The following is a 21,791-nucleotide window of genomic DNA, read 5'->3' as shown; positions in this document are numbered from 1 at the left end:
GGAGGGGCCGTGAGCCTCGTGCTGGCGGCCATCGAGGTGGTGGCGGCGATCGTGATCGACCTGTCAGAACAGCGACTGCGGGCCTTCGATGCCAGCGGCGCCACGATCTATGCGGCCCTGGTGTCGACCGGGTTGCCTGCCTCACCCACACCCACGGGGCGGTTTGTGATCGGCGCCAAGTACGCCGCCACCTCCCTGGTGGGTGACGACTACCGCACCCCCGTGGTGCCCAACGTGATGTGTCTGGCTGGCGGCGGACTGCGGCCGGACGCCGTCTGCCTGCATCCGGCCCCTTGGCAGGACGCCGCCCGCCAGTGCTACGGGGTGCGCCGCAGCCATGGCTGCATCCGCACCAGCCAGGCCACGGCGAAGTGGCTGTTCGCCCGCACGGCGGTGGGGACACCGGTGACGATTCAGCCATAGGGGGTGCGATTTTGGTGGACGACTGCACGTCAACGCAGCTGCTGCAGCCAGCCTCCTACCGATGAAGAGGAGAAGAACTCGTCTGCAGGTTCTGAAGACCCGGATTTCGTGCGTTGGCGCTGACTCTTGCCTACGAATGGCTCAGACTCACGGAAGGAGATTCGTTTCGTCGGGAACACGTGGTTATCGGACCCGTGAACCACGGCTATCGTGGGCGGGGATTGACCAGAGGAGACCGATATCGCCATGGATTTGGGGGGATGCCGGTTCGATGCCTCGACGCGGTTCACGGAATGGAGAGGCAGAAGGCGCGTGGTTCACGGAACCTCCCAATGACTAGTTAGCTGCACAGGAAGGCCGAGGTCGGTATCGTTGATGTGATGGTGGCGCTTTCGGATGCCGACAATCCTCAGAAGCGGTCCTTATAGGGTTTACTTCTACAGTCACGAGCCAAACGAGCCTCCCCATGTTCATGTCGACAGAGATAAGGCGTCTTGCAAAGCCTGGCTTGTTCCTGTTGCACTGGCCTCAAGCCTTGGTTTCAGCGCCAGAGAGCTGCGTGAAATTGAACGGCTGGTCAGCTTGAACAGAGCTATCCTGCTGAAAGCATGGGAGGAGTTTCATGGCTAACCCTGGTGAGCAGGTCACTGACGTTGCGTTGACAGAAGACAGGCTGATCGTCGACCTGGCTGACGGTCGTTCTATCTCGGTACCGCTGGCTTGGTTCCCAAGGCTTCTACATGCAACCTCCCAGGAGCGTGACAACTGGGAGATTGCAGGGGCTGGCTACGGAATTCACTGGCCAGATGTCGATGAGGATTTAAGTGTGGAAGGCCTACTTCGAGGTGCGCCAGCGCCCCAGGCAAAGGCTCTGGTCAGCTAACACCGCCATGCACCTGAGCCGCCGCCGTAACGTTGTATTCTTCGCCGAGAGAATCTTGCGGCCAGGTGATGGCGAGCGTTAGATTTACCACAAAAACATCATCCCCGACCTTAGGTTCTTATTCAAAGAGGCCTACGCAGAAAGCAGGGCTCTAGTAATAGGCATTAACCGCTACGCAAATACTTCACATCTTTCATATGCTGTAAGCGATGCTGAAGCGGTAAAAGATGCTCTTGTAATAGAGCTTGGTTTTCCGGAATCGAATATCATCGCCATTTATGACGAGAATGCCACAAAGCAGAATATCCTTTCAGTTTATCACCGATTCACTAGAGATGATGTAGGTCTAGATGATCGGATCATTGTCTTCTACGCTGGCCACGGTCATACAGTCACCGGGATTCGAGGAGAGGTTGGTTACTTGGTGCCATATGATGCTGACCCGGGCGATACTTCTACGCTGATACGCTGGGATGAGCTAACACGAAATGCAGAGCTAATTCGAGCAAAACACTTGCTTTTTATCATGGATGCTTGTTACGGCGGGCTTGCTCTAACGCGAAGTGCCCATTCTGGTAGTGCACGATTTCTGCGGGATATGTTGTTACGATACTCCCGCCAAGTGCTAACTGCAGGGAAAGCTGATGAAGTCGTGTCGGACGCAGGTGGTCCAATCCCAGACCACTCCGTTTTCACAGGTCATTTGTTAGAGGGTCTGCAAGGCAAAGCACAATCCGATGAGGGTGTTATTACAGCCAGTGGCCTTATGAGTTATGTCTACAATAAAGTTGCGAGAGACCCCAATTCAAATCAAACACCTCATCATGGCCATCTTGATGGTGATGGTGACTTCATCTTAAAGTACTCTCTTCCTACGGTAGAAGAAGATGACCACGCTGAAACTGGCAGAGATCGGCTGCTGATTCTCCCTTTTCCATCCGAGGTCGACGAGCCATTACATGGAGATGCGAAAGTTGACAGGATCAAGCAGTTGATAACAAGTGAATCCTCCCTGATTGAACTTCACGACACCCTTGTTCAAGAAGTGAGAGCATTTATTGCAACTTCAAGAGAAGAGTTTTTTGGTGTTTCTACCCCCTATTCTCAAGAAGAGCTTCTTGATCGCTTAAGAAGATACGAAGAAGCCATAGACCACTTATCAATGTGCATCTCGGTCTTAAGTTATTGGTCCACGACAAAGCATTTACCCATTCTTCATAAGATAGCGTCTAGGTCAGTTGATCCATTGGAGCAAAGAGGTGGGACGACCATCTGGCTGGCCCTCCGTTGGTATCCCGCGATTCTTCTATTATACAAAGCTGGAATCGCGGCCGTTGATGCCAATAACTATGAATCACTGGCCACTCTATTCCATTCAGAGGCGCCTTCGTTTGATGGCAGATATGACGAGGCTCTGCTTATCGAAAGTGCAAGCAGTGCTATTAGCGAGCTGTTAAGATGTACAGCTTTTAAGCAAATCCCAGGGCATGAGAAATACTTTACTCCATTAAGCGAGTACCTTTTCAAGACTTTGCAGCCACAGCTTGATGAACTCTTTTTTCTTGGAGTCGGATACGAAAAATCGTTTGATACATTCGAGACTATCTTTGCTCTGGCTTCAAGCGACTACTGTAACGAAAGAAATGGGTATTACTCACCACTTCCTGGCCGATTCTTCTGGAAGCACAAGCGATCATCTTCACGCCGTACCAGCCCTCTTGATCGCGTGATATCCGAAGCGAAGACGAAGAAAGAGAATTGGGAGCCAATAAGAGCAGGTATGTTTGGTGGCAGCATTGCTCGGTTTGAGGCAGTTGTGGCTGACTATGCGAGTACCATTGGAGGTATGGGATTCATTTGAAATCTAACATTGCCATCCACCAGAGCCGCCACCTAGAAATCTCTTACATTGCACCGATCACTTAGCGGCCTGGTGATGGCAAGCGTTAGCTGGCCCAGCCAAGACCATCTTCCTTTTTCCAAGACAAAGAACAACGTATGGCGAACTCACTCCGTCACAGAACAGCAGCCGTAAGGGCTGTGGTTACGTCGATGTTCTCGATCGTTGGATTCGCTTGGGCAGCTGCGCCCGCACGTGCGCAATTGGGCCTTGCGCCTGCGCAGGTGCGAGCCATTGCCAAGGAAGCCTATGTTTATGGCTATCCGATGGTTGACAACCTGCGCGTGCAGTACGCGTACTTCACCGACCAGTCGAGTCCGGAATACAAGGCGCCCTACAACCAGTTGTTCAACATCCCGCGGGTCTTCACCCCGGACGACAGGGCAATTCAGACGCCTAACTCGGACACGCCGTACTCCTGGATCGGCCTGGACCTTCGCACCGAGCCCATCGTCTTCACCGTGCCCGCCATTCCCAAGGAGCGTTACTGGAGCCTGCAGCTGATCGACCTGCACACCCACAACTTCGCCTACCTGGGCACGCGAACCACCGGTAACGGCGGCGGCAGCTACATGGTCGCGGGACCGTCGTGGAAAGGGGAAACGCCCAAGGGCATCACCAAGGTCATCAACAGCGAGACCAGTATCGCATCGGCGCAATTCCGTACCCAACTTTTCAGACCCGACGACCTGGAGAACGTAAAGAAGATCCAGTCGCAGTATGTCGTGCAGCCGCTGTCGGCGTTCCTCGGGCAGTCCGCACCGGTAAAGGCGCCGGCGATCCCTTTCCCGAAGCCGTTGTCGGCGGCCGAACAGAAATCGTCGCTGGAGTTCTTCAACAGCCTCAACTTCGGCCTGCAGTTCGCGCCGGTCCATCCTTCCGAAACGGCACTGAGGGCGCGTTTCGCCCGCATCAATGTAGGCACCGGCAGGAAGGTCGACGTCAACAGCCTTTCGCCCGAGATCAGGGGAGCCATGGAGCAGGGTATCGCCGATGCCTGGGCCGAGAACGAAGCCACGAAACAGCAGGTCGTCGCCGGCAAGCTCGCATCCGGCGACCTGTTCGGCACGCGCGACTACCTCAAGAACAACTACACCTATCGCATGCTGGCGGCCGTGCTCGGCATTTATGGGAACTCCAAGCAGGAGGCTATGTATCCGGCCTACTACGTCGACGCGAACGGCAAGCCGCTCTCGGGTGATAGCCGTTACACCCTGCGCTTCGCCCCCGGCCAGGAACCACCCGTCGACGCCTTCTGGTCACTCACCATGTACGACGAACCGAACAAGTGGCTGGTCGCCAACCCTCTATCCCGCTACCTGCTCAATTCAGCCATGCTCGCGCAATTCAAACGCGACTCCGATGGTGGCCTGACCTTTTACGTACAGAACACATCGCCGGGCATGGACAAGGAAGCCAATTGGCTGCCTGCCCCGAAGGGGCCCTTCTCAGTCATCATGCGTCTGTACATTCCCAAGGCTGACGCCCTCGACGGGAAGTGGGTCGCGCCGGCCCTGCAGCGGACCGGCATGAAGGCCGGCAATGACTTGGCAGCATCCGTCAAGGTGACTCCGGACACCTACATCCGCGCTGAGGCTGACCGAACCTTCCACAACATCAGCCAGCAGGCCGGTGGTGTGAACCGTTGGTTCTATATCCGCAAGCCGACGCCACTGAACCAGCAGACGGTGGTCAGAATGAATCGGGACACTTTGTATTCAGCGTCCATCGTGGACACTTCCAAGGGTGCGACTGTGACAGTGCCGCCTTTGCCGGCGGGTCGCTTCATGTCGGTGCTGCTGGTTGACAACGACCACTACGCGCCTGCCGTCTACTATGCCCCCGGTACTTATGACCTGCCGCAAGACACGAAGTACCTGGCCGTTATCGTCCGAACCCAAGTGTTAAACCCCAAGGACGATGCGGACATTGAACTGGCCAACAAGCTGCAGGACGCCGTGGTGATCAAGGCGAACAGCGCCGATCCGCTGCCCCCGATGCAATGGGATGCGGCATCGCTGAAAGCTCTGACCGAGCAGTACGAGAAGTACTCAGCCCAGTACAAGAGTTGGAAGGGAATGATGGGGCCGCGCGGAAAGGTCGACGAAAAGACGCGCCACATCGCCGCAGCGGCGGCGTGGGGCCTGAACCCAGAGTGGGACGCCACCTACTTGAACTACAGCGGTGACCATGACTACCGCGTGTGCCACAAAGCCACCTACTCGGTGCCAGAGAATCAGGCTTTTTGGTCAATAACGGTCTATGGCAATGACGGCTACATAAAAAACGAAAACGCAGTTATCAACTCCACGAATGTCAATCTGAACGACGTCGGTACTTTTGCCGTGTACTTCGGATCGAAGAAAGCCTGCGGCGAGGTGCCGAACCGGGTGGATGTCTCCGAAGGCTGGAACTTCCTCATGCGCATCTACCGACCAGGGCCGTCGGTGTTGGACGGGCGCTACAAGTTGCCGACGGTGGTGCCAGTTCGCTAAGAACATTTTTGGTGGCAGAGTGCAATCGTCACCCAGTCGTACGATCAACCTGAAGGCCAGCTAACAACCGGTTGCAGCGGACGGCGCTCCGCGCCGCCGCTGAACCGGAGCGTTATCCGTAGCCAGCAAGCCGTTGACAGAGTCCGCGCTTGGTACTGAGGTGTAGTACCATGTGGGGATGAAGCGCAAGCACCAGCGCACCCTTGAGCTGATCTTCTCCCGACCTGTAAGCGGCAGCTTGCCGTGGAGGGATATTGAAGCCCTGTTTCAAGAGCTTGGTGGGGATGTCAGTGAGAGGGCGGGCAGCCGCATCGCGGTCGTTCTGTTTGGCGAAGTCAGGGTCTTCCATAGATCCCATCCATCGCCCGAAACAGACAAGGGTGCTGTTGCTTCAATACGCAAATGGCTTGAAGAACACGGAGTGACACCATGAACCTCATGAATGTGGATGGCTACCACGCCAAAATTGAGTATGACGAGGAGACAGATCAGTTTCGCGGGGAAATTCTTGGGCTTTCTGGAGGAGCAGACTTCTATGGATCTAATCCAGATGAGCTTCGCCGAGAGTTTGCAAAGTCATTGCACGTCTTTCTTGAGGTCTGTAAGGAGCAAGGAATTGAGCCCCGCAGACACTTTTCTGGCAAATTCAATCTTCGGATTCCGCCTGAACTGCACGAGAAACTGGCTATGACTGCGGAGGCGCAGGGAAAGAGCCTCAATACGCTCGCTCAAGAAGCACTCCAGAGAAGTGTTACGGCATAGAGGAACCGATAACAAGCCCCTTGAGTGGACAGGCCACCACCGATTCCCTGCTTGTGCTCTAACGTGCTTGCCTGCCACTCAGTGGCAGCGTTATGCGGACCGCAATGATCGACGGGAGTTGACGGGAAGTTGTACTACGATTTGAGGGTCGCAACAATTCAGGACGCCGAGGCCGTCAGCAAGCTGCTACGCGCTTCGTACCCCAGACTCATGAGGTCCGCCTACGAGGAAGAGGTACTCTCTCCCGCGTTACAGGTGATGACTAAGGCTAACCCATCCCTTCTAAGCTCAGGTAAGTTCTATTTGGCCATACTTCCAACCGGATTAGTGGTCGGTTGCGGTGGCTGGAGTCCCGACCAGCCGGGAAAGGAAACCGTTGAACAAGGCCTTGGGTACATTCGTTATTTCGCAGTACATCCGGATTGGATGAGACGAGGCATCGGCCGATCTGTCTTTACGTTTTGCGTCCGTGCAGCATGCGCTGTAGGGCTGATGACCTTTGAATGCTATTCAAGTCTAAATGCAGAGAAGTTCTATCGCGCATTGGGTTTCGTACGCATCCGAGAGATTGATATTGAGCTCAAGCCGTCCCTCATGTTGCGCGGCGTACTGATGCGTCGAAATATCTACGAGGATTTGGTGTCGTGAACCATCCGCATGACATCAAGATACAGAAGGCGGGAGCAGAGAGAAAGCCAAAAGCCAGGGCTTCTACCCGCTTCTAATCTGGAACGTTAGGGAAAAGATAAGCATGTCGCTACTGATTCAAGAAATTCCTGTAACAAAGGCTCCAGTGGAGCTGCTGCTACTTGCCGACCCTTCGGAAGAGAAGATTCGCTCCTATCTTTCAGGGTCAAAGTGCTTCGTTGCTTCAAGTGGTGCTGTTGTAGTTGGTGCCTGCGTCGTACAGCCACGTGGCGAAGGCACGCATGAGCTAATGAGCATCGCTGTTCATCCAGTCTGCCAGAAGTCCGGATACGGCACAGCGCTATTGAAATGGGTCATTGATTTCTTTCGCAACTCTGGCGCACGGCAACTAGAGGTGGGAACTGGCACGTTTGGTTATCAACTCGCTTTCTACCAGCGGCATGGTTTTCGTGTTGCCAGCATTGACCGTGGCTTCTTTGTCAAGAACTACCCTGAGCCCATCTTTCAGGACGGAATACAGCTCTTTGACATGCTGCGCCTGACGCTGAGGTATTCGGGCAATGGTGCCTAACTCTCCATTCAAACCGATGCCGCTTGGTGGAGCGGCTTGATTCAGCTGTTGAAGTGTTGACATCCAACTAAAGTGTATAGGCTCAATGGCGGCAGTGAAGGTGGCACGTGAAGGAACGTCCCGAGCCGGAAACCGATCCCTTGCCTATCTGGAAACCGGCGACTCCTGAGGTCCTCTGGTCCTCCATCACCACGGTGGCCCATCCAGCCGCCTTGATGCGCATCTCTTTGCGGCGTCGGCAAGGTCCCATGGGCTGAGGTTGGTCTGCGTGGATTGCCCTGGCATCGGTGGGTCCGACCCTCAGCTCGGGCGCACCATCGCGTCATGGGCCTACGACCTGCTGTCCTTGGCTGATTCCTTTCGGGGCAAAGCAGTTCGCGGTGAACGGCTGGTCGGAAGGGGGCCCGTGGGCCCTGGCCGCTGCTGCCTATCTCGACCCCGCACGTGTTGCGCATGTCAGCTGCATCGCGGGCGCCAGCTACGGAACCGTTCGGGGCCAACTGGGCTGCGACGTACCAGGCCGTGTCGATGCGCTCGGTGGGCGATTGGAGCTGCATTTCCAGCCTGGCTTCAGGCTCGGGTATGAATGTCTGAGGTTGAGTGCGACGCGATTCGAGACCAGCTACCTGCTGGCGCTGAAGGCCTTGTCGCTGACGCCACGATGCTCTACGAAGCCAGTTCCTTCGACATGACCACGGTGAGCCGACCGGTTCACTTCTGGCAGGGAACGGATGACAAGCTGGTGCCGGAACCCAGCAACAGGATGGTGGCGGAAAGGACCCCGGGCGCCATCTGGCATTTGATCAGTGGCGGCGGGCACGTCATTGCCCTCATCCAGCAGGATGCGATTCTGACTCGGGTGGCCAGCGATCTTGCCGCCGTGCCAACCTGACGCCACAGATCCAATGGCCCACATCGCTGGGGATGGGCATGGATCGGGCCTCCATGGCGCCTCGCGCACCCACCATTCCTTCGGCGCCCTGCTCGATTCAGAAGGGCACGCCCCTGAAGCATCTGCTCGGCCAGGCGGCCATTGAGTGCCTGGCCCACAACATTCAGTGTGTCGATGCAGCCTTCCCGGCCGGCCAATTCTGTACAACCGCCCTGACAGGCCTTGAACCGCTCGCCATCATGCAGCGCGGCCGCCATATCGCCCCAACGCTGCATCAATTCCTGCCTGGGACCTATGCCGAGGCTGTTCAGGTTCTGATGGCGTCCTTGACGCCGGAGCAGCTGGATGCGGAAACGATGGGACTGGCCGGCTTTTTCTATCTTCCCCACAGCTTCTTCATCTCTGAGTACGGGCAGGATGCACAGCACAACGCCGGCAACGACCCCTTTGAGGTGTCGATGCTGGCCCTGCATGCACTGACCACGCGCTTCACCGCGGAGTTCGCCATCCGCCCGTTTCTGATCCAGCAGCAGCAGCGCACGCTGGAGCAGGTGAACCGGTGGGTCACCGATCCGAATCCGCATGTGAGACGCCTGTGCAGCGAGGGGGCCCGGCCCAGGCTCCCCTGGGGGATGCGCTTGGCCTCGTTCGTCGCCGATCCGACGCCGACCTTGCCGATCCTGGAACGGTTGAAGGAGGATCCATCCCTGTACGTGCGCCGCAGCGTCGCTAACCACCTTGGCGACATCGCCAAGGACCATCCGGATCTCGTCTATGCCACCTGTGAGCGATGGCTGCGGGAGGGTGCCTCCGCCGACCTGCAGCGGCTGATCCGCCATGCGGTTCGCTATCCAGCCAAGGGGGGAAATGCGAGAGCCCTGAAGATTCGTTCTGCAGCCAAAGGCAGGGTGGTTTAAGGCGCTCCCGAGCCCACGCCTGGGTTGCCCCCGGTTCCACAGGCAGACGGCGGTGCACGGCAGGAGCACAAACCACACTCTGTAGCCTCCTCCGCAGTGGCCGTTTCCCTGCAGGTGCGGACGTTGCCCTGCCTTCCATCCCCAGGCCAGCCGACGGCGCCTGGTTCGAGGATTCCTGCAGTGCTTGTGGTGCCATGGCTCCTGGGCGCCATCGCGGCGCTGCCGGCGGCGGTCAATGCCCAGACAGGCCCGAGGGGCTCCGCGGCAGACCCCCTCCCAGGGGCCTGGCTGGCTTCGGCAGTTCGGAGATTCGCTGCTGCGCCGGCCCTCGGTGCCACCGACCCCGTTGCCCCGATCCACGGCCCAGGAGAATGACTGGGTCTCCGGCTTCCGCGCGGCGGCTGGCAAGGGGGGAACGCCTGGTTGTCAGCCCGGTATGGCTCTCTGCTGCTTCGCCTTCTGGGGCACCGGCGTTGCCCCCTTTCCGCCGGCTCTACTTCCTCGACATGAACGGACGAGCCCAGGCCTCGCCGCAGGACCCCGTCGTGCTGGATGTCGTCACGGCCTACGAAGGCAACGATCCCCGGGCAAGGTTCGCCAATGACCATTCGCTGCTGACCGTCGAGATCCGCTGCCGGCAGAACCAGATCCGCATCACCGACGGCTATGCCGTTCTCGCCAACGGCCGCACCGAGCGCGTCGTTCGGGCTGCCTGTGAATCCGGCGTCCGCCGGCGCCCCGGTGACCATCTGCTGCTCTGGTTCGGCAGCATGCCGAGTCCAGCCGAGGTCACGGCCGCCACGCGCCAGACGCTCTGGCGCCAACCCGTGCCCTGAGCGGATCCCACCTGCCCTGGCGCCGCCAGATCATGACGCTGCCCATCCTTTCCGCACTCTCCCGCAGCGAGCGGCTGTCGATTGCCGGCACCTACTCCCTGACCCTGCTTGAGAACCTGTGCATGCTTGCCTATCCGGCGATCACCGGCTGGGCGGTCGACGGGCTGCTGAAGAGCAGCTACCGGGGCCTGTCGGCGCTGATCGCCGTGTGGCTGGTGCACCTGGTCACGGCCTTCGTGCGGCAGCGCTTCGACACCCGGGTCTTCATGGGTCTCTATGCCCGCCTCGCCGTTCTCACCGTGGCCGAGCAGAAGCGCCTCGGCCACGGCACGAGCATCGTGTCGGCGCGGGTCGAGATGATGCGCGACATGGTCGGCTTCTTCGAGGCCGACGTGCCGGCGATGTTTTCCCAGGTGGTGACCGTGGTGGGCTCGCTGGTGATGCTGTTCACCTACGACCTCCAGGCCGGACTGATCGCCATGGCGGTGCTGCTGCCGATGGGGCTCGTCAACGCCTGGTACTGGCGGCGCGCCCTGCGCCTGCACCGCGGCCTCAACGACCAGATCGAGCGCGAGATCGCCGACATCGAGGCGGCGCGCCCGCTGCGCCTGCGGCGCCACTTCGGCCGCGTGCGTCGCTGGCATGTGCAGCTTTCCGACAGTGAGTCGTGGACCTGGACCGTGACGGAGCTCGCCACGATCGTGGCCCTGGTGGTGCTCCTGATCGACTTCACCCGTTCGGCGTCCTTCAGTGCCGGCGCCATCTACGCCGTGCTGGCCTATGTGTTCGATTACCTGCAGGGCCTCGACAGCGCTCCGGCGCTGGTGAATAACGTCGCCCGGCTTCGGGATATCCGGGCGCGGCTGGGAAGCTGAGCGGCAGCCCATTGCAGCGTGCAACCACGGCTATCGTTGGCGGGGTCGAAGGGGAAACGGACGTTTCCGCAGTGGTTTTGCTGCAAGCCAGCCTGATGACCCAGGGTCATTCACGGAAGTTAGGGGCAGTAGTGCTTGGTTTGCGGGAATCATCCAATAAGCGTTCTAAGGATGAGTTGCCCTTGATGGGAACCAGCAACGCGGCATCGCATGGTCGTCGCCATGAGGCTACAGTTGTTGGATGGTTGAAGTCCGCCAAGCAGAGGGGTTGCTCCGATGGCTTGCGGATCAACTGCGGTCCTGGATACAGGGTCTACGACCTGCAGAGGGGAACCCGCCTTGATCATCCTTTTGGCAGGCGGAGTCAAGAGCTCACAAGTCAAGGGCATTGATGAGGCCCTTCTGCTTGCAGACAATCTGACTGAGGAGAGCTGATGAAAACCACGACGAGCCCCTATGACGTTGCCGAGCAACTACCAACGCCGGAGGAGATGGCGGCCTACCTAGAAGCATGTATCGAGGAGGCGGATGGCGATGCTGCCTTCATTGCCAAGGCCCTGGGCGACATCGCGCGGGCCCAGGGGATGACCCAGGTGGCCAGAGATTCAGGCCATTTCAGGGAGAGCCTCTACAAGGCCTTATCTGGTGAGCGCATCCCGAGCTTTGTCACCATCCTGAAAGTTGTCTCGGCCCTTGGACTGAAGTTGAGCGCCTCTGTGAGAAGTGAAGCGGAGGTGACATGAGCTCTGCCGGCTATGTTTAGATCCGCAAACTCTGCCTGTGGAGATGCGACACTTTCGAGCAACTCCCTGAAGTGGACAGTCCGCCGTCGAATCTGCTTCGACAGCGAACGCGTTTCGCCTGTCACTCAAGGGCAGCGTTCGGCTCAGTAGGACATGCGAATGAATGACGGAGCATCGCCATGAGAGTACCGGTTTTCAAAACATGGAACCGCATTCGCTCCAGTTTCTGGTTTCTGCCCGCAGCCATGGCCAGCGGAGCGATGCTGTTGGCCTTCGTAACCGTCGCACAAGAAAAGCCGGTGACGGACTGGTTGACGCTTCACTGGGGTTTGACTTTTAACGGAGGAGCGGAGGGGGCGAGTTCTTTGTTGGGGGCTATCGCGGGCTCCATGATCAACATCGCCGGTGTCGTCTTCTCTATGACCTTGGTCGCCCTGTCGCTTGCTTCTTCACAGCTCGGACCCCGGCTGCTTCGCAATTTTATGCGCGACACCACCACGCAAGTCGTGCTCGGTACGTTCGTCGCTACCTTCCTGTACTGCTTGCTCGTTCTCCGCAGCATCCGCCGAGCTGAGGAAACCCTCTTCGTCCCCCACCTGTCGGTCAGCCTCGGTGTGGTGCTCGCGGTGTTGAGTGTGGGGGTGTTGATCTACTTTATCCATCATGTGTCTATTTCGATCCAGGCCAACGAGATCGTGGCCCGGGTAGGAATGAAACTGATTGAGGGAATAGAGCGTCCGTTTCCAAAAATCATCGGCCGGGGTGCTCCCCTGATTCCAACGGCGCCGCCTGGCGCAGACTTCCTCGAAAGGATCGACCAGGAGGCGTGTTCGATTGAACCTGACGGGGACGGATATCTACAGTTCATCGACGAAGATGCCCTGATGGAGTTGGCCATACAAGAGGATGTTGTGATTCGAGTGACGCGAAGACCCGGCCACTATGTCGTCGCCACGCGCCCACTGGTAGTGGTCTGGCCAGGTGACAGGGTTACCGATCAGCTGAAGGACCGAATCAATTCGGCGTTCGCCCTTGGGAACCAGCGTACATCCGGCCAGGACATTCAGTTCGCGGTCAACCAGCTTGTCGAAATCGCGGTACGAGCTCTCTCCCCCGGGGTGAACGACCCGTTTACGGCGATAACGTGTTTGGACCGCCTGGGGTCGGCACTGTGCCGCCTGGCTCAACAAGAGAGGCCGTCGCCTTATCGATATGACACTCAGGAGCAGCTTCGGGTCATTATTCCTGTCTTCACTTTTCCGGACGTCACGGATGCTGCGTTCAACCAGATCCGGGAATATGGCCGTTCCAGTACCGCCGTGACCCTCCGCCTGCTGGAAACGATTGCCGAGGTCGCGGGATCTGTGCACCGTTCAGAGGACCGCATTGCACTGTTACGGCACGCCAGGATGATTGCCCGCGGAGCAAGTAGAGGGTTGCCGGAAGAGGAGGACCGCCAGAGGGTGGAAAAATGCTTCCAATCAGCGAACCGACTATTGAGCGAGCTGCCAGATTCTAGGTGATGAAACACACGTATGAAGCCACCCCGCCGATAGCAAATGAGCCGAACCATTCACTGAGGCGGACGCGGTGAGCCGCGCCATACAGTTCGAATGTTGGGCAGGCCTTTCAAGCATCTTTCTCTTAAATACCGAAAGTAGTGGACCCCCACGTCACGAGGATCGTGTCGGCGCGGGTAGACATGATGTGTGACATGGTCGGTTTCTTTGAAGCTGATGTGCCGGCGATGTTTTCCCAGGTGGTGGCCGTGATCGGTTCGCTGGTGATGTTGTTCACCTATGACCTCGAGGCGGGATTCTTCGCGATGGCGGCGCGGCTGCCGATGGCGCTTGTCAACGCCTGGTACTGGCGGCGTGCGCTCCAGTTGCATCGCGGTCTCAACGTTGCCCTACGCCGGAGTCAGCGCCGCCAGGGCTTCGGCCTGGTGCTGGCCCTGCCAGGCCCACCGCCACTGCCAGCCCGCCGCTTCCGCCTGACTCACGATCGCTTCCGGGTCGGCTGGATGGTCCCACTGGCTCAGGTGGGTGATCACCTCCTCCTGCCGCTCCTGCTCCAGCGGACTCCAGCCGTGCACCCGCGCGCTGTAGCGGGCCACATAGGTGTCGCGGCTTTCGCCTGGGGCGCGGAACACGTCGGCCCAGAGCAGCAGGCCGTCCGGGTCGATGCGGCGGCGGCAGCCCCGCAGGAAGCGTCCTTTGTCAGGCTCCTGCAGGTGGTGGATGGCGAAGCTGCTCAACAGCAGATCCACCGTTGGCTCCGGCGGCTCCGCCTCGGCCCAGGCCAGCAGATCCCCCTCCAGGAACTGGCAGGGGTAGGGCACCAGACCCAGGGCTGCGTTGGCCAGGGGCAGCACGGCCCCGTTCAGGTCCAGGCCCGTGAACGACGCCAGGGGCAGGCGCCGCAGCAGCGGCGGCAGCAGGGACAGATCGCCGCAGCCCAGGTCCAAGGCGTGAAGGGTCGGTGTCCCGGGAGCCCGCTGCGCCAGCCAGCCACCGATCGTCTGGGTGATGGCCGCGGTCAGCGCGCTGTGCTCCATCAGGTCATGCTCCAGGACCTGGCGGTAGGTGCTCCAGTGGCGGGAGAAGAACGTCATTCCGGCGATTCTGGCCGGCCCGGCACCGGCGCCAGGAGTGTCAGGTTCCGGGGACCATCGCTATGGTCAGCGCCACTTAGGCGCAGCGGCGCGGGTCATCAGTGACGGAACGGCGGATGCATCTGGTGCGCTGGGGGCTCACCACCGGCTGGTTACTGATCATCCTTTCCCTGCTCTACGACCCGTTCACGCCCCAGTTCACCGAGCCCGACCATCCCTGGAGCCCCCTGCGCCTGCCGGAGTCCTGCGTGACGGTGCAGGGGACCTGCCTGAGCGAAACCCCCTACCCCCTGGGAACCACGCTGTTCTGGGGCCTGGTGGTGCCATCGGGGATCTTCATCCTGCTGGTGTTCGGCCATGAGCTGTGGCGGCGGATCTGCCCGCTCTCCTTCCTCTCCCAGATCCCCCGCGCCCTGGGGCTGCAGCGCCAGATCGCCAAGGTGAACCCCAAAACCGGCGAGAAGCGCCTGCAGCTGGCCAAGGTGCCGGCCGATTCCTGGCTGGGCAAGCACTACTCCAGGCTGCAGTTCGGCTGGCTGTTCGTGGGCCTCTGCGGCCGCATTCTCTTCTTCAATGCCGACCGCCTGGTGCTGTTCGCCTGGCTCAGCTTCACCATCGTCTGTGCCATCACCGTGGGCTGGCTCTATGGCGGCAAGAGCTGGTGCCAGTACTTCTGCCCGATGGCACCGGTGCAGAGCGTCTTCTCCACCCCCACCGGCCTGCTGGGCAGCAAGGCCCACATGGCCAGCACGCCGATCACCCAGTCGATGTGCCGCACCGTCCAGCCCGACGGCAGCGAGCAGAGCGCCTGCGTGGCCTGCCAGCAGCCCTGCATCGACATTGACGCCGAGCGCACCTACTGGGCCAAGCTGCCCAGCCCCGCCTTCGCCTTCGAGCGCTACGGGTACGTGGGCCTGGTGTTCGGCTACTTCGTCTACTACTACCTCTACGCCGGAAACTGGGAGTACTACTTCTCCGGCGTCTGGCTGCGCCAGGAGGACCAGCTGGCCCAATTGCTGCGGCCGGGCTTCTTTCTGTTCGCCCAGCCGATCGATGTGCCCAAGCTGGTGGCGGTGCCCCTGTTCCTGGGGCTGTGCACCTGGTTGGGGACGGTCGCCGGTCGGGCAATCGAGTCGGCCCTGCGCACCCGGGTGCGGCGCCGCGGCGCCGAGCCCGACCGCGAGCGGATCCGCCACCGGGTGTTCGTGGTGGCCACCTTCCTCGTCTTCAACTTCTTCTTCCTGTTCGCCGGCCGGCCGCTGCTGCTGCTCGCACCGGCCTGGGCGCAGTACCTGTTCGACGTGACCCTGGTGGCCGTCAGCACCCTCTGGCTCTATCGGGCCTGGAGCCGCTCCCCCGACCTCTACGGCCGCGAGAACCTGGCCGAGCGCTTCCGCAAGCAGCTCACCCGCCTCGATCTCGATGTGGGCCGCTACCTCGATGGCCGCTCCCTCGCCGACCTGGGCACCGAGGAGGTGTATGTGCTGGCCAAGGTGCTGCCGGGCTTCACCGGCCAGAAGCGGCATGAGGCCTACAAGGGCGTGGTGCGGGAGGCCCTGGAGGAGGGCTTCGTCAATGCCGCCAGCAGCCTGGAGGTGCTCAAGCAGATGCGCCTCTCCCTTGGCATCAGCGACAGCGAGCACCGCACGCTGCTCGAAGAACTCGGCGTCGAGGATCCCGGCCTGCTCGATCCCGACAGCCGCCGCAGCCTGGAGGACCAGATCCGCCTCAGCGGCTACCGCAAGTCGCTGGAGCGGCTGATGCTGGTGCAGCGGCTCGGCAGTGGCCCGGTGGCGGGTGGGCCCGATGGCGCCTCCCTGCAGGCCCTGCGGCGCGAGTACGGCATCTCCTCGCTCGAGGAGGAGCAGGTGCTCGACGACCTCTCCCCCGCCGCGGCGGCCATCCACAAGGTGGAGCGGTTGCTGGAGCGGCTGCCGGCCCTCACCGACGGTTACCGGGCCCTGCACCAGAGCGCCCTGCGCCACCAGTCCGCCGTGCTGGCCCTGCTCGACGACCGCCTGCAGCTGCGCAAGGAGCTGACGCTGCGGGCGATCCTCGACGGCCTGGTCACCCTCCAGGAGGATCCGGCGGTGCCGGCCCTGGTGCAGCGACTGCAGGCGATTGCGCCGCTGGAACTGCCGGCGCTGCTGCGCGGGGAGGGCTGGGACCGGCGCCTGCCGGCGGCCGTCGCCGAAACCCTGGCCCACCCCGGCGGCGAAGCTCCCTCCTGTTCCCTGGAGGTGCCCGTCGACGAGACCCTCAGCTTCCTGGCCACCCTGGCCGCCGACCCCAGCCCCACCCTGGCCTCGGCGGCCCTGTTCCTGACGGCCTGTCTTGATGGCGGTCGGGCCCGGGCCCTGGCCGCCGAGCTGGGCGTGCCTGGCACCCCGCCCCTGCTGCTCCAGACCGCCGGGGCGGTCGAGGCCCTCGACGGACACCCGGAGCTGCGGGGCTTCCCGGAGCTGGAGAAGCGGGTGTTCCTGGCCACCAGCGATTTCTTCCGCCGCAGCGATGCCGACACCCTCGATGCCCTGGCCTCCCAGGCCGACGTGCGCTGCTTCGCCAAGGGCGAACTGATCACCGAGGCGGGCGACACCTGCCGGGAGCTGCTGCTGCTGATCGAGGGCATCGCCCGGGTCCATCACCGGGACGGCGAGCGCACCTGGGTGAAGGATCTCCAGCCCGGCCGGGTGCTCGACGAGCTGCAGGTGCTGACCCACAGCGCCTCCGAGAGCACGATCGTGGCCGAGGCCGACGGCACCCGCCTGCTGGCGGTGCCGGTGGATTCCTTCGATGCAGTGCTGGAGCGCGATCCGGACTTCGCCCGCCGGGTGCTGGAGCTGGAGAGCGGTCAGCTGCAGCGGCTGATGCGGGCAGGAGTCTCCTGAGTCCGGGGTCCCCCTGCGCCGTTGGTACCATCACGCCCATGTACGTGCTGATCGGTGGGGCGGGAATGATGGGGCTGGGCCTGGCTCGCCAGCTCCTTCAGCTCGGCCACACCATCGCGATCATCGACATCGATCCGCTGGCCTGCAGCTTCGCCCGCGAGAAGATCGGCGTGATGGCCTTCGAGGGCAGTGCGGTCAGCTCCACCGTGCTGATCGAAGCCGGCATCCGCAAGGCGGATGCGGTGGTGGCCGCCCTGCGGGACGATGCCCTCAACCTGGCCCTGATCACCCTTTCGCGCAGCTACGGCAGCTCCCACATCGTGGTGCGCATGCGTGATCGTGAGTTCCTTCAGGCCTACCGCCTGGCGGGAGCCAGCCACATCATCAGCACCATCGATCTGGCGGTGGCGACGATGGCGAATGCGATCGAATATCCCGACGTTGAATCGATGATGCACTTCGAGCAGGGCCAGGTGAAGGTGCTCAAGTTGCCGGTCCCCGCCGATTGTTCCGTGGCCGGCCGCAGTGTCGCTGCGATCGCCCAGGATCCCCGCTTCCCGAGCGGTTCCCTGATCATCGGCTACCAGCTCAATCCAGAGGCCAGCGTCGAGATCCCCAACGGCAACACCGTGCTCCAGGCAGGATCCACGATCCTGGTGGTCACCAGGCCGGAGTTCGTGCACCCTCTGATCGACTATCTCGGCCTCAACGCTAGTCGTCGTCCAGCGCTAGAAGTCTCTCATCCAAATCTCTGACGAAGGGCTGCACGAGATCGTCCGGCACGATGCGTTTGCGCAGCGCCTCGATCAGGGCCCCTTTCTCGGCCAGGAGCAGGCGTCTCCGGATCGCCTCCAGCGGTCGGGACCCGGGCTGGTCAGGGCCGGAACGCCCCTCGCTGTAGGCCTCCCGCAGCACCCGCTCGGACGCCGCCACCCGCGCCTGGTAGGAGGCCCACAGTTCCTCGTAGGCGGTCTTTGGCAGCACACCGGACTTCAGCAGCCGGTCGAGTTCCTCCTGGGCGGCCTTGGAGGCGATCAGCTGGATCTGCAGCTTGCCGATCTCGCTGGTGACGGGGGACACCTGGGCGATGTTCAGGCTCCCGATCAGCCAGGGCAGCGCCAGCGCCTGGATCACCAGGGAGAACAACACCGCGCCGAACACCAGCTCGATGATCCCGCTCCTCCCGGCGAGCGACAGGGGAATCGCCACCGCCATCGCCATCGAGAGCGAACCCTTGATGTTGCCGAGCACCAGAACGTGCTGCCAGCGCAGCGGGATCGGCCGATCGAAGCGGCGCAGCAGCGCCAGCAGCCCGTACACCGTGAGCACCCGCGCCAGCTGGTAGGCCACCACCACCAGGGCAATCGCCGGCAGGGACTCCCACAGGGTCAGGGGGTTGATCTCGATGCCGATCAGCAGGAACAGGAAGGTGTTGACGATGAATCCCCCGTACTCCCAGAAATTCAGCACGGTGAGCCGGTCGGAGGCCGTGCCGCTGCGTGGCAGGCCCTGGTTGCCGAAGACGAGTCCGGCGATCACCACCGCCACAGCACCGGAGACCCCCAGAAACTGGCCGAACTGAAACGTGCCCAGGGCCAGGGGCACCGTGAGCAGAAGGGAGCTGAGGGGATCCTGGAGCCGCAGGAACACCGGCAGGCACAGGTAGCCCAGGACGCCGCCCACCAGCACCCCTCCCACTGCCACCACCACCATCTCCCGCAGCCCCTGCGCCACCGTGATCGAACCGGAGGCGTGGATCAGCAGCAGCAGGTTGAAGCTGACCAGGGCGGCCGCATCGTTGAACAGGGTCTCGCCCTCCACGATCGTCGTCAGCCGCGCGGGCACCCGGATCTCCTTGAAGACCGCGATCATCGACACCGTGTCGGTGTTGGCCAGGATCACCCCCACCAGCAGGGCAGGGATCCAGGGAAGTCCCAGCGCCAGGTGCACCAGCAGGGCGATCACCCCCGAGGCGACCAGGGAGCCCGGTCCCGCCAGCAGCGCGATCGGCTTGAAGGTGCTGCGCAGCCGGCTGATGTCGGTGTTGATCGCCGCCTCGAAGATCAGGATCGGCAGGAAGAGATTGAGCACCAGCGAGGGATCGAGCCCGATCCGTCGCGAGAACACTTCGGTGAACGGCAGCCCCGCCAGCACCAGGCCGGTCACGTAGGGCAGCCGCAGCCGCTGGGCGATCAGGGCCACCGCCGTCGCCAGCAGCAGCAGCACGATCGAGAGACTCACCAGTTCCGGGATGCCGCCGGCCGTTGACCCGGCGGTCGCGCCGCTGCCCGCCAGCGTCGCCATGGCCAGCCCCATTTCGTTCAATTCGGCCACCGCGGGGTTGGGTTCTTCGGTCCGCTGGGATCAATCGCGGAGCCCCATTATTGGGTCCTGCGGCGGCAGGCTCGTGCCCGGGTGGATCGTGGATGACCGTGTCGGGTTTGCCCTCGCGCTGACGGCGCTGCTCTCCCTGTCTCCGTCGGCCGCCCCGGCGGCTCCGGCCCCGTCACCCGCGCCCAGCTGCGAGGCCCGGATCCGCGCGGTGCAGGCGGAGATCCTGGGCCGCAACCTGGCTACCGGCTCCGGGCCGCCGCTCAACGCCTTCCAGCAGCTCAATCCCTACGCCCTCGAGCAGGCCGCCGCCCTCGATCGCGCCCGGGCGGCGGGCGCCCCCGCCGGTGCCCTCGACTGCCTGCCGCTGGCGGTCAAGGACAACTTCGCCACGGCCGACCAGCCGATGGCGGCCGGTTCCCTGGCCCTGCTGGGCAACCAGCCGGCCGCCGATGCCGAGGCGGTGGCCCGGCTGAGGGCCGCCGGGGCGATCGTGGTCGGCACCACCACCATGGACGAGTTCGCCTTCGGCATCCGCGGGCTGTCGGGGGCGGCGGGGCGGGTTGGCAACGCCTACGACCCTTGGCTCAGTCCGGGGGGCTCCTCCTCCGGTTCCGCCGTGGCTGTGGCGGCGGGCTTCGTGCCCCTGGCCCTCGGCAGCGACAACTGCGGCTCCCTGCGCCTGCCGGCCGTCTACAACGGCGCCGTGACGCTGCGGCCCACCCAGGGGCGCTTCTCCAGCGCCGGCCTGCTGCCGCTCGGCTTCGTCAACGGCACCCCGGGGCTGATCGCCCGCGACCTGGGCCTGCTGGCCCGGGGCCTGTCGGTGCTTGATCCCACCTGGCGGCCTGAGCGGGCGCTGGCCCCTGCGGATCTGCGCGGCCGGCGGCTGGCGGTGCTGGCCCGCGCGGGCGACCAGGACCTGGCGCCCACCACTGAGGCGGCGTCGGTGGCGCTGCGCCAGGCGGTGGCGCTGCTGCGGGCGGCCGGAGCGGAGGTGGTCGAGGCGCTGGTGGTGCCGGGGCTCGACACCCGACTGGGCCCGGCGTTCGTCAAGGGGTCAGGGCGCCGCATCGACGCCCAGCTGGCCCGCTACCCCGCCAGCCGGCGCAGCTGGGATGACATCTGCGGTTCCGGTCGCCTGCCGCCGGAATGGACCCCGGCCGAATGCCGCGACCTGATGGCCAGCGATCCGGCTGCGGAGGCGCGGGTGCGCCGGCAGATGGCCGCCAACCGGCGGCGGCTGGAGCAGGCCCTGGTCGCCCAGCGCCTCGACGGTTTGCTGCTGCTGAGCGATCGGCGCGGCGGTGCCCAGCGGCAGCCCTCGCCCGTGATCACCTGCATGGTGAGCAGCACCAGCGGCCTGCCGGCGGTGGCCCTGCCGGTGGTCCTCGATGACCGCGGCCTGCCCGTGGGCCTGGAGATCCTCGGCGCCAGCGGCCGGGACGAAGACCTCGTCGCCATCGCTGCGCTGCTGGAGGCCCGCCGCGGGCCGCTGCCGGCCCCCCGGACGGTGGCGTCGCTGGCGTTCCCGTTGGATCTGGCCGCCCACAACCGGCTGGTGCCGCTGCTGGGCTGGCACGCCTGGCGCAGCCGCCGCGGCGAGGCCCTCGGGGATCTCGAGCCCGCCCGCTTCCGGGCCCTGACCCGGGAGCTGCTGGGCCGTGATGCCCCAACTCTGGGTGGGCGCCCCTGAACTTCGGCGCCTTCGTTGCAGCGCCGTCGCGGAACCCTGGAGGACACGCGGGGCCTTACTGGTGGGCGTTCTCGATCGCCTTGTCGTGCTGATCCTGGGCGGCATTGACCTGATCCACGGCCTGCCTGGCCTTGTTCATCGGAGCCAGCAGCGGCGATTCCGCCGGAGCAGGCGCCACGACCTTCGCGGCTGGAGCGGAACCGCAGGCGCCCAGGAGGCCGACCAGAAGACCGAGTCCAACAAGGGCAGGTCGTGAATGCACCGTCGGCGCTCAACGAAGGGCTTCAAACTATCGCCCTGGGTCGGCCCTTCCCTGC

Annotated in this window: 21 protein-coding genes and 1 pseudogene; 19 read left to right on the top strand and 3 right to left on the bottom strand. The window is 62.6% G+C overall.

Features of this window, described 5'->3' with window-relative positions:
- Positions 1-9: 9 nt before the first annotated feature.
- From KUG43_RS11975 to KUG43_RS17350, 16 genes and pseudogenes are all read left to right on the top strand, one after another.
- Positions 10-423 carry a L,D-transpeptidase gene (locus KUG43_RS11975; protein WP_216909330.1) on the top strand — a complete coding sequence of 138 codons (414 nt, stop codon included), beginning with the start codon at positions 10-12 and terminating at the stop codon, positions 421-423.
- A 396-nt stretch (positions 424-819) separates the two neighbouring features.
- A complete protein-coding gene (locus tag KUG43_RS11970) occupies positions 820-1,053 on the top strand; it encodes a DUF4160 domain-containing protein (protein ID WP_216909328.1) in 234 nt (77 codons plus the stop codon).
- Complete coding sequence (locus KUG43_RS11965) at positions 1,046-1,306, top strand: DUF2442 domain-containing protein (protein ID WP_094511221.1); 261 nt, start codon at positions 1,046-1,048, stop codon at positions 1,304-1,306. Before KUG43_RS11970 ends, KUG43_RS11965 begins: the two co-directional genes overlap by 8 nt.
- A gap of 82 nt (positions 1,307-1,388) precedes the next feature.
- Positions 1,389-3,167 carry a caspase family protein gene (locus tag KUG43_RS11960; protein WP_216909363.1) on the top strand — a complete coding sequence of 593 codons (1,779 nt, stop codon included), beginning with the start codon at positions 1,389-1,391 and terminating at the stop codon, positions 3,165-3,167.
- A gap of 191 nt (positions 3,168-3,358) precedes the next feature.
- On the top strand, positions 3,359-5,701 hold the full coding sequence (locus tag KUG43_RS11955) for a DUF1254 domain-containing protein (protein ID WP_216909326.1): 2,343 nt from the start codon (positions 3,359-3,361) through the stop codon (positions 5,699-5,701).
- A 178-nt stretch (positions 5,702-5,879) separates the two neighbouring features.
- On the top strand, positions 5,880-6,134 hold the full coding sequence (locus KUG43_RS11950) for a type II toxin-antitoxin system HicA family toxin (RefSeq protein ID WP_216909324.1): 255 nt from the start codon (positions 5,880-5,882) through the stop codon (positions 6,132-6,134).
- Positions 6,131-6,463, top strand: a complete 333-nt coding sequence (locus KUG43_RS11945; RefSeq protein ID WP_216909322.1) for a type II toxin-antitoxin system HicB family antitoxin — start codon at positions 6,131-6,133, stop codon at positions 6,461-6,463. Before KUG43_RS11950 ends, KUG43_RS11945 begins: the two co-directional genes overlap by 4 nt.
- A gap of 210 nt (positions 6,464-6,673) precedes the next feature.
- The gene (locus tag KUG43_RS11940; RefSeq protein ID WP_353618024.1) at positions 6,674-7,111 is read left to right on the top strand and encodes a GNAT family N-acetyltransferase; all 438 of its coding nucleotides are present in this window, start codon (positions 6,674-6,676) and stop codon (positions 7,109-7,111) included.
- Positions 7,112-7,256: 145 nt separating this feature from the next.
- Positions 7,257-7,682, top strand: a complete 426-nt coding sequence (locus KUG43_RS11935) for a GNAT family N-acetyltransferase (RefSeq protein WP_216909318.1) — start codon at positions 7,257-7,259, stop codon at positions 7,680-7,682.
- A gap of 661 nt (positions 7,683-8,343) precedes the next feature.
- Positions 8,344-8,574 carry an alpha/beta fold hydrolase gene (locus tag KUG43_RS11930; RefSeq protein WP_216909316.1) on the top strand — a complete coding sequence of 77 codons (231 nt, stop codon included), beginning with the start codon at positions 8,344-8,346 and terminating at the stop codon, positions 8,572-8,574.
- A gap of 53 nt (positions 8,575-8,627) precedes the next feature.
- Positions 8,628-9,491: a DNA alkylation repair protein gene (locus KUG43_RS11925; RefSeq protein WP_286194701.1), complete on the top strand. Its 864-nt coding sequence runs from the start codon at positions 8,628-8,630 to the stop codon at positions 9,489-9,491.
- A gap of 473 nt (positions 9,492-9,964) precedes the next feature.
- Complete coding sequence (locus tag KUG43_RS11920) at positions 9,965-10,327, top strand: hypothetical protein (protein ID WP_216909312.1); 363 nt, start codon at positions 9,965-9,967, stop codon at positions 10,325-10,327.
- A gap of 32 nt (positions 10,328-10,359) precedes the next feature.
- Entirely contained in the window at positions 10,360-11,202 is an 843-nt protein-coding gene (locus tag KUG43_RS11915) for an ABC transporter six-transmembrane domain-containing protein (RefSeq protein ID WP_216909310.1), read from the top strand.
- Between the two features lie 434 nt (positions 11,203-11,636).
- Complete coding sequence (locus KUG43_RS11910) at positions 11,637-11,945, top strand: addiction module antidote protein (RefSeq protein ID WP_216909308.1); 309 nt, start codon at positions 11,637-11,639, stop codon at positions 11,943-11,945.
- Positions 11,946-12,124: 179 nt separating this feature from the next.
- The gene (locus KUG43_RS11905; protein WP_286194698.1) at positions 12,125-13,468 is read left to right on the top strand and encodes a DUF2254 domain-containing protein; all 1,344 of its coding nucleotides are present in this window, start codon (positions 12,125-12,127) and stop codon (positions 13,466-13,468) included.
- 179 nt (positions 13,469-13,647) lie between these two features.
- Positions 13,648-13,806, top strand: a pseudogene (locus tag KUG43_RS17350) (hypothetical protein); the annotation flags it as partial.
- A gap of 48 nt (positions 13,807-13,854) precedes the next feature.
- Here KUG43_RS17350 and KUG43_RS11895 read toward each other — a convergent pair.
- Positions 13,855-14,559, bottom strand: coding sequence for a class I SAM-dependent methyltransferase (locus KUG43_RS11895; RefSeq protein WP_216909304.1), 705 nt, complete (start codon positions 14,557-14,559; stop codon positions 13,855-13,857).
- Between the two features lie 101 nt (positions 14,560-14,660).
- On the opposite strand from KUG43_RS11895, the gene KUG43_RS11890 reads away from it, so the two are divergent.
- Together KUG43_RS11890 and KUG43_RS11885 are read left to right on the top strand one after the other, a co-directional pair.
- Positions 14,661-17,447, top strand: a complete 2,787-nt coding sequence (locus KUG43_RS11890) for a cyclic nucleotide-binding domain-containing protein (RefSeq protein WP_353618023.1) — start codon at positions 14,661-14,663, stop codon at positions 17,445-17,447.
- A 38-nt stretch (positions 17,448-17,485) separates the two neighbouring features.
- Positions 17,486-18,202 (top strand): potassium channel family protein, encoded by a 717-nt coding sequence (locus tag KUG43_RS11885; protein WP_216909302.1) that lies wholly within the window; start codon positions 17,486-17,488, stop codon positions 18,200-18,202.
- On the opposite strand, the gene KUG43_RS11880 is transcribed toward KUG43_RS11885, so the two are convergent.
- Positions 18,159-19,781: a cation:proton antiporter gene (locus KUG43_RS11880; RefSeq protein ID WP_353618022.1), complete on the bottom strand. Its 1,623-nt coding sequence runs from the start codon at positions 19,779-19,781 to the stop codon at positions 18,159-18,161. The two genes, KUG43_RS11885 and KUG43_RS11880, sit on opposite strands and share 44 nt — an antisense overlap.
- 88 nt (positions 19,782-19,869) lie before the next feature.
- On the opposite strand from KUG43_RS11880, the gene KUG43_RS11875 reads away from it, so the two are divergent.
- Complete coding sequence (locus KUG43_RS11875; protein WP_216909300.1) at positions 19,870-21,474, top strand: amidase; 1,605 nt, start codon at positions 19,870-19,872, stop codon at positions 21,472-21,474.
- Between the two features lie 55 nt (positions 21,475-21,529).
- On the opposite strand, the gene KUG43_RS17080 is transcribed toward KUG43_RS11875, so the two are convergent.
- Positions 21,530-21,652 (bottom strand): hypothetical protein, encoded by a 123-nt coding sequence (locus tag KUG43_RS17080; RefSeq protein WP_286194694.1) that lies wholly within the window; start codon positions 21,650-21,652, stop codon positions 21,530-21,532.
- Between the last annotated feature and the right edge of the window lie 139 nt (positions 21,653-21,791).

Source organism: Synechococcus sp. CCY 0621 (assembly GCF_019038465.1).
In the GTDB taxonomy this organism is placed as follows: Bacteria; Cyanobacteriota; Cyanobacteriia; order PCC-6307; family Cyanobiaceae; genus Cyanobium.
The sequence above is the reverse complement of the archived record's forward strand: the minus strand, read 5'-3'. Positions and strand labels throughout refer to the sequence as shown.

What these genes read in the sequence shown, in the direction of transcription:
- KUG43_RS11970 (WP_216909328.1), top strand. Translation starts at nt 820, where the DNA reads ATGCCGACAATCCTCAGAAGCGGTCCTTATAGGGTTTACTTCTACAGT.
- KUG43_RS11965 (WP_094511221.1), top strand. Translation starts at nt 1,046, where the DNA reads ATGGCTAACCCTGGTGAGCAGGTCACTGACGTTGCGTTGACAGAAGAC.
- KUG43_RS11955 (WP_216909326.1), top strand. Translation starts at nt 3,359, where the DNA reads ATGTTCTCGATCGTTGGATTCGCTTGGGCAGCTGCGCCCGCACGTGCG.
- KUG43_RS11950 (WP_216909324.1), top strand. Translation starts at nt 5,880, where the DNA reads ATGAAGCGCAAGCACCAGCGCACCCTTGAGCTGATCTTCTCCCGACCT.
- KUG43_RS11945 (WP_216909322.1), top strand. Translation starts at nt 6,131, where the DNA reads ATGAACCTCATGAATGTGGATGGCTACCACGCCAAAATTGAGTATGAC.
- KUG43_RS11940 (WP_353618024.1), top strand. Translation starts at nt 6,674, where the DNA reads ATGAGGTCCGCCTACGAGGAAGAGGTACTCTCTCCCGCGTTACAGGTG.
- KUG43_RS11930 (WP_216909316.1), top strand. Translation starts at nt 8,344, where the DNA reads ATGCTCTACGAAGCCAGTTCCTTCGACATGACCACGGTGAGCCGACCG.
- KUG43_RS11925 (WP_286194701.1), top strand. Translation starts at nt 8,628, where the DNA reads ATGGCGCCTCGCGCACCCACCATTCCTTCGGCGCCCTGCTCGATTCAG.
- KUG43_RS11915 (WP_216909310.1), top strand. Translation starts at nt 10,360, where the DNA reads ATGACGCTGCCCATCCTTTCCGCACTCTCCCGCAGCGAGCGGCTGTCG.
- KUG43_RS11910 (WP_216909308.1), top strand. Translation starts at nt 11,637, where the DNA reads ATGAAAACCACGACGAGCCCCTATGACGTTGCCGAGCAACTACCAACG.
- KUG43_RS11905 (WP_286194698.1), top strand. Translation starts at nt 12,125, where the DNA reads ATGAGAGTACCGGTTTTCAAAACATGGAACCGCATTCGCTCCAGTTTC.
- KUG43_RS11895 (WP_216909304.1), bottom strand. Translation starts at nt 14,559, where the DNA reads ATGACGTTCTTCTCCCGCCACTGGAGCACCTACCGCCAGGTCCTGGAG.
- KUG43_RS11885 (WP_216909302.1), top strand. Translation starts at nt 17,486, where the DNA reads ATGTACGTGCTGATCGGTGGGGCGGGAATGATGGGGCTGGGCCTGGCT.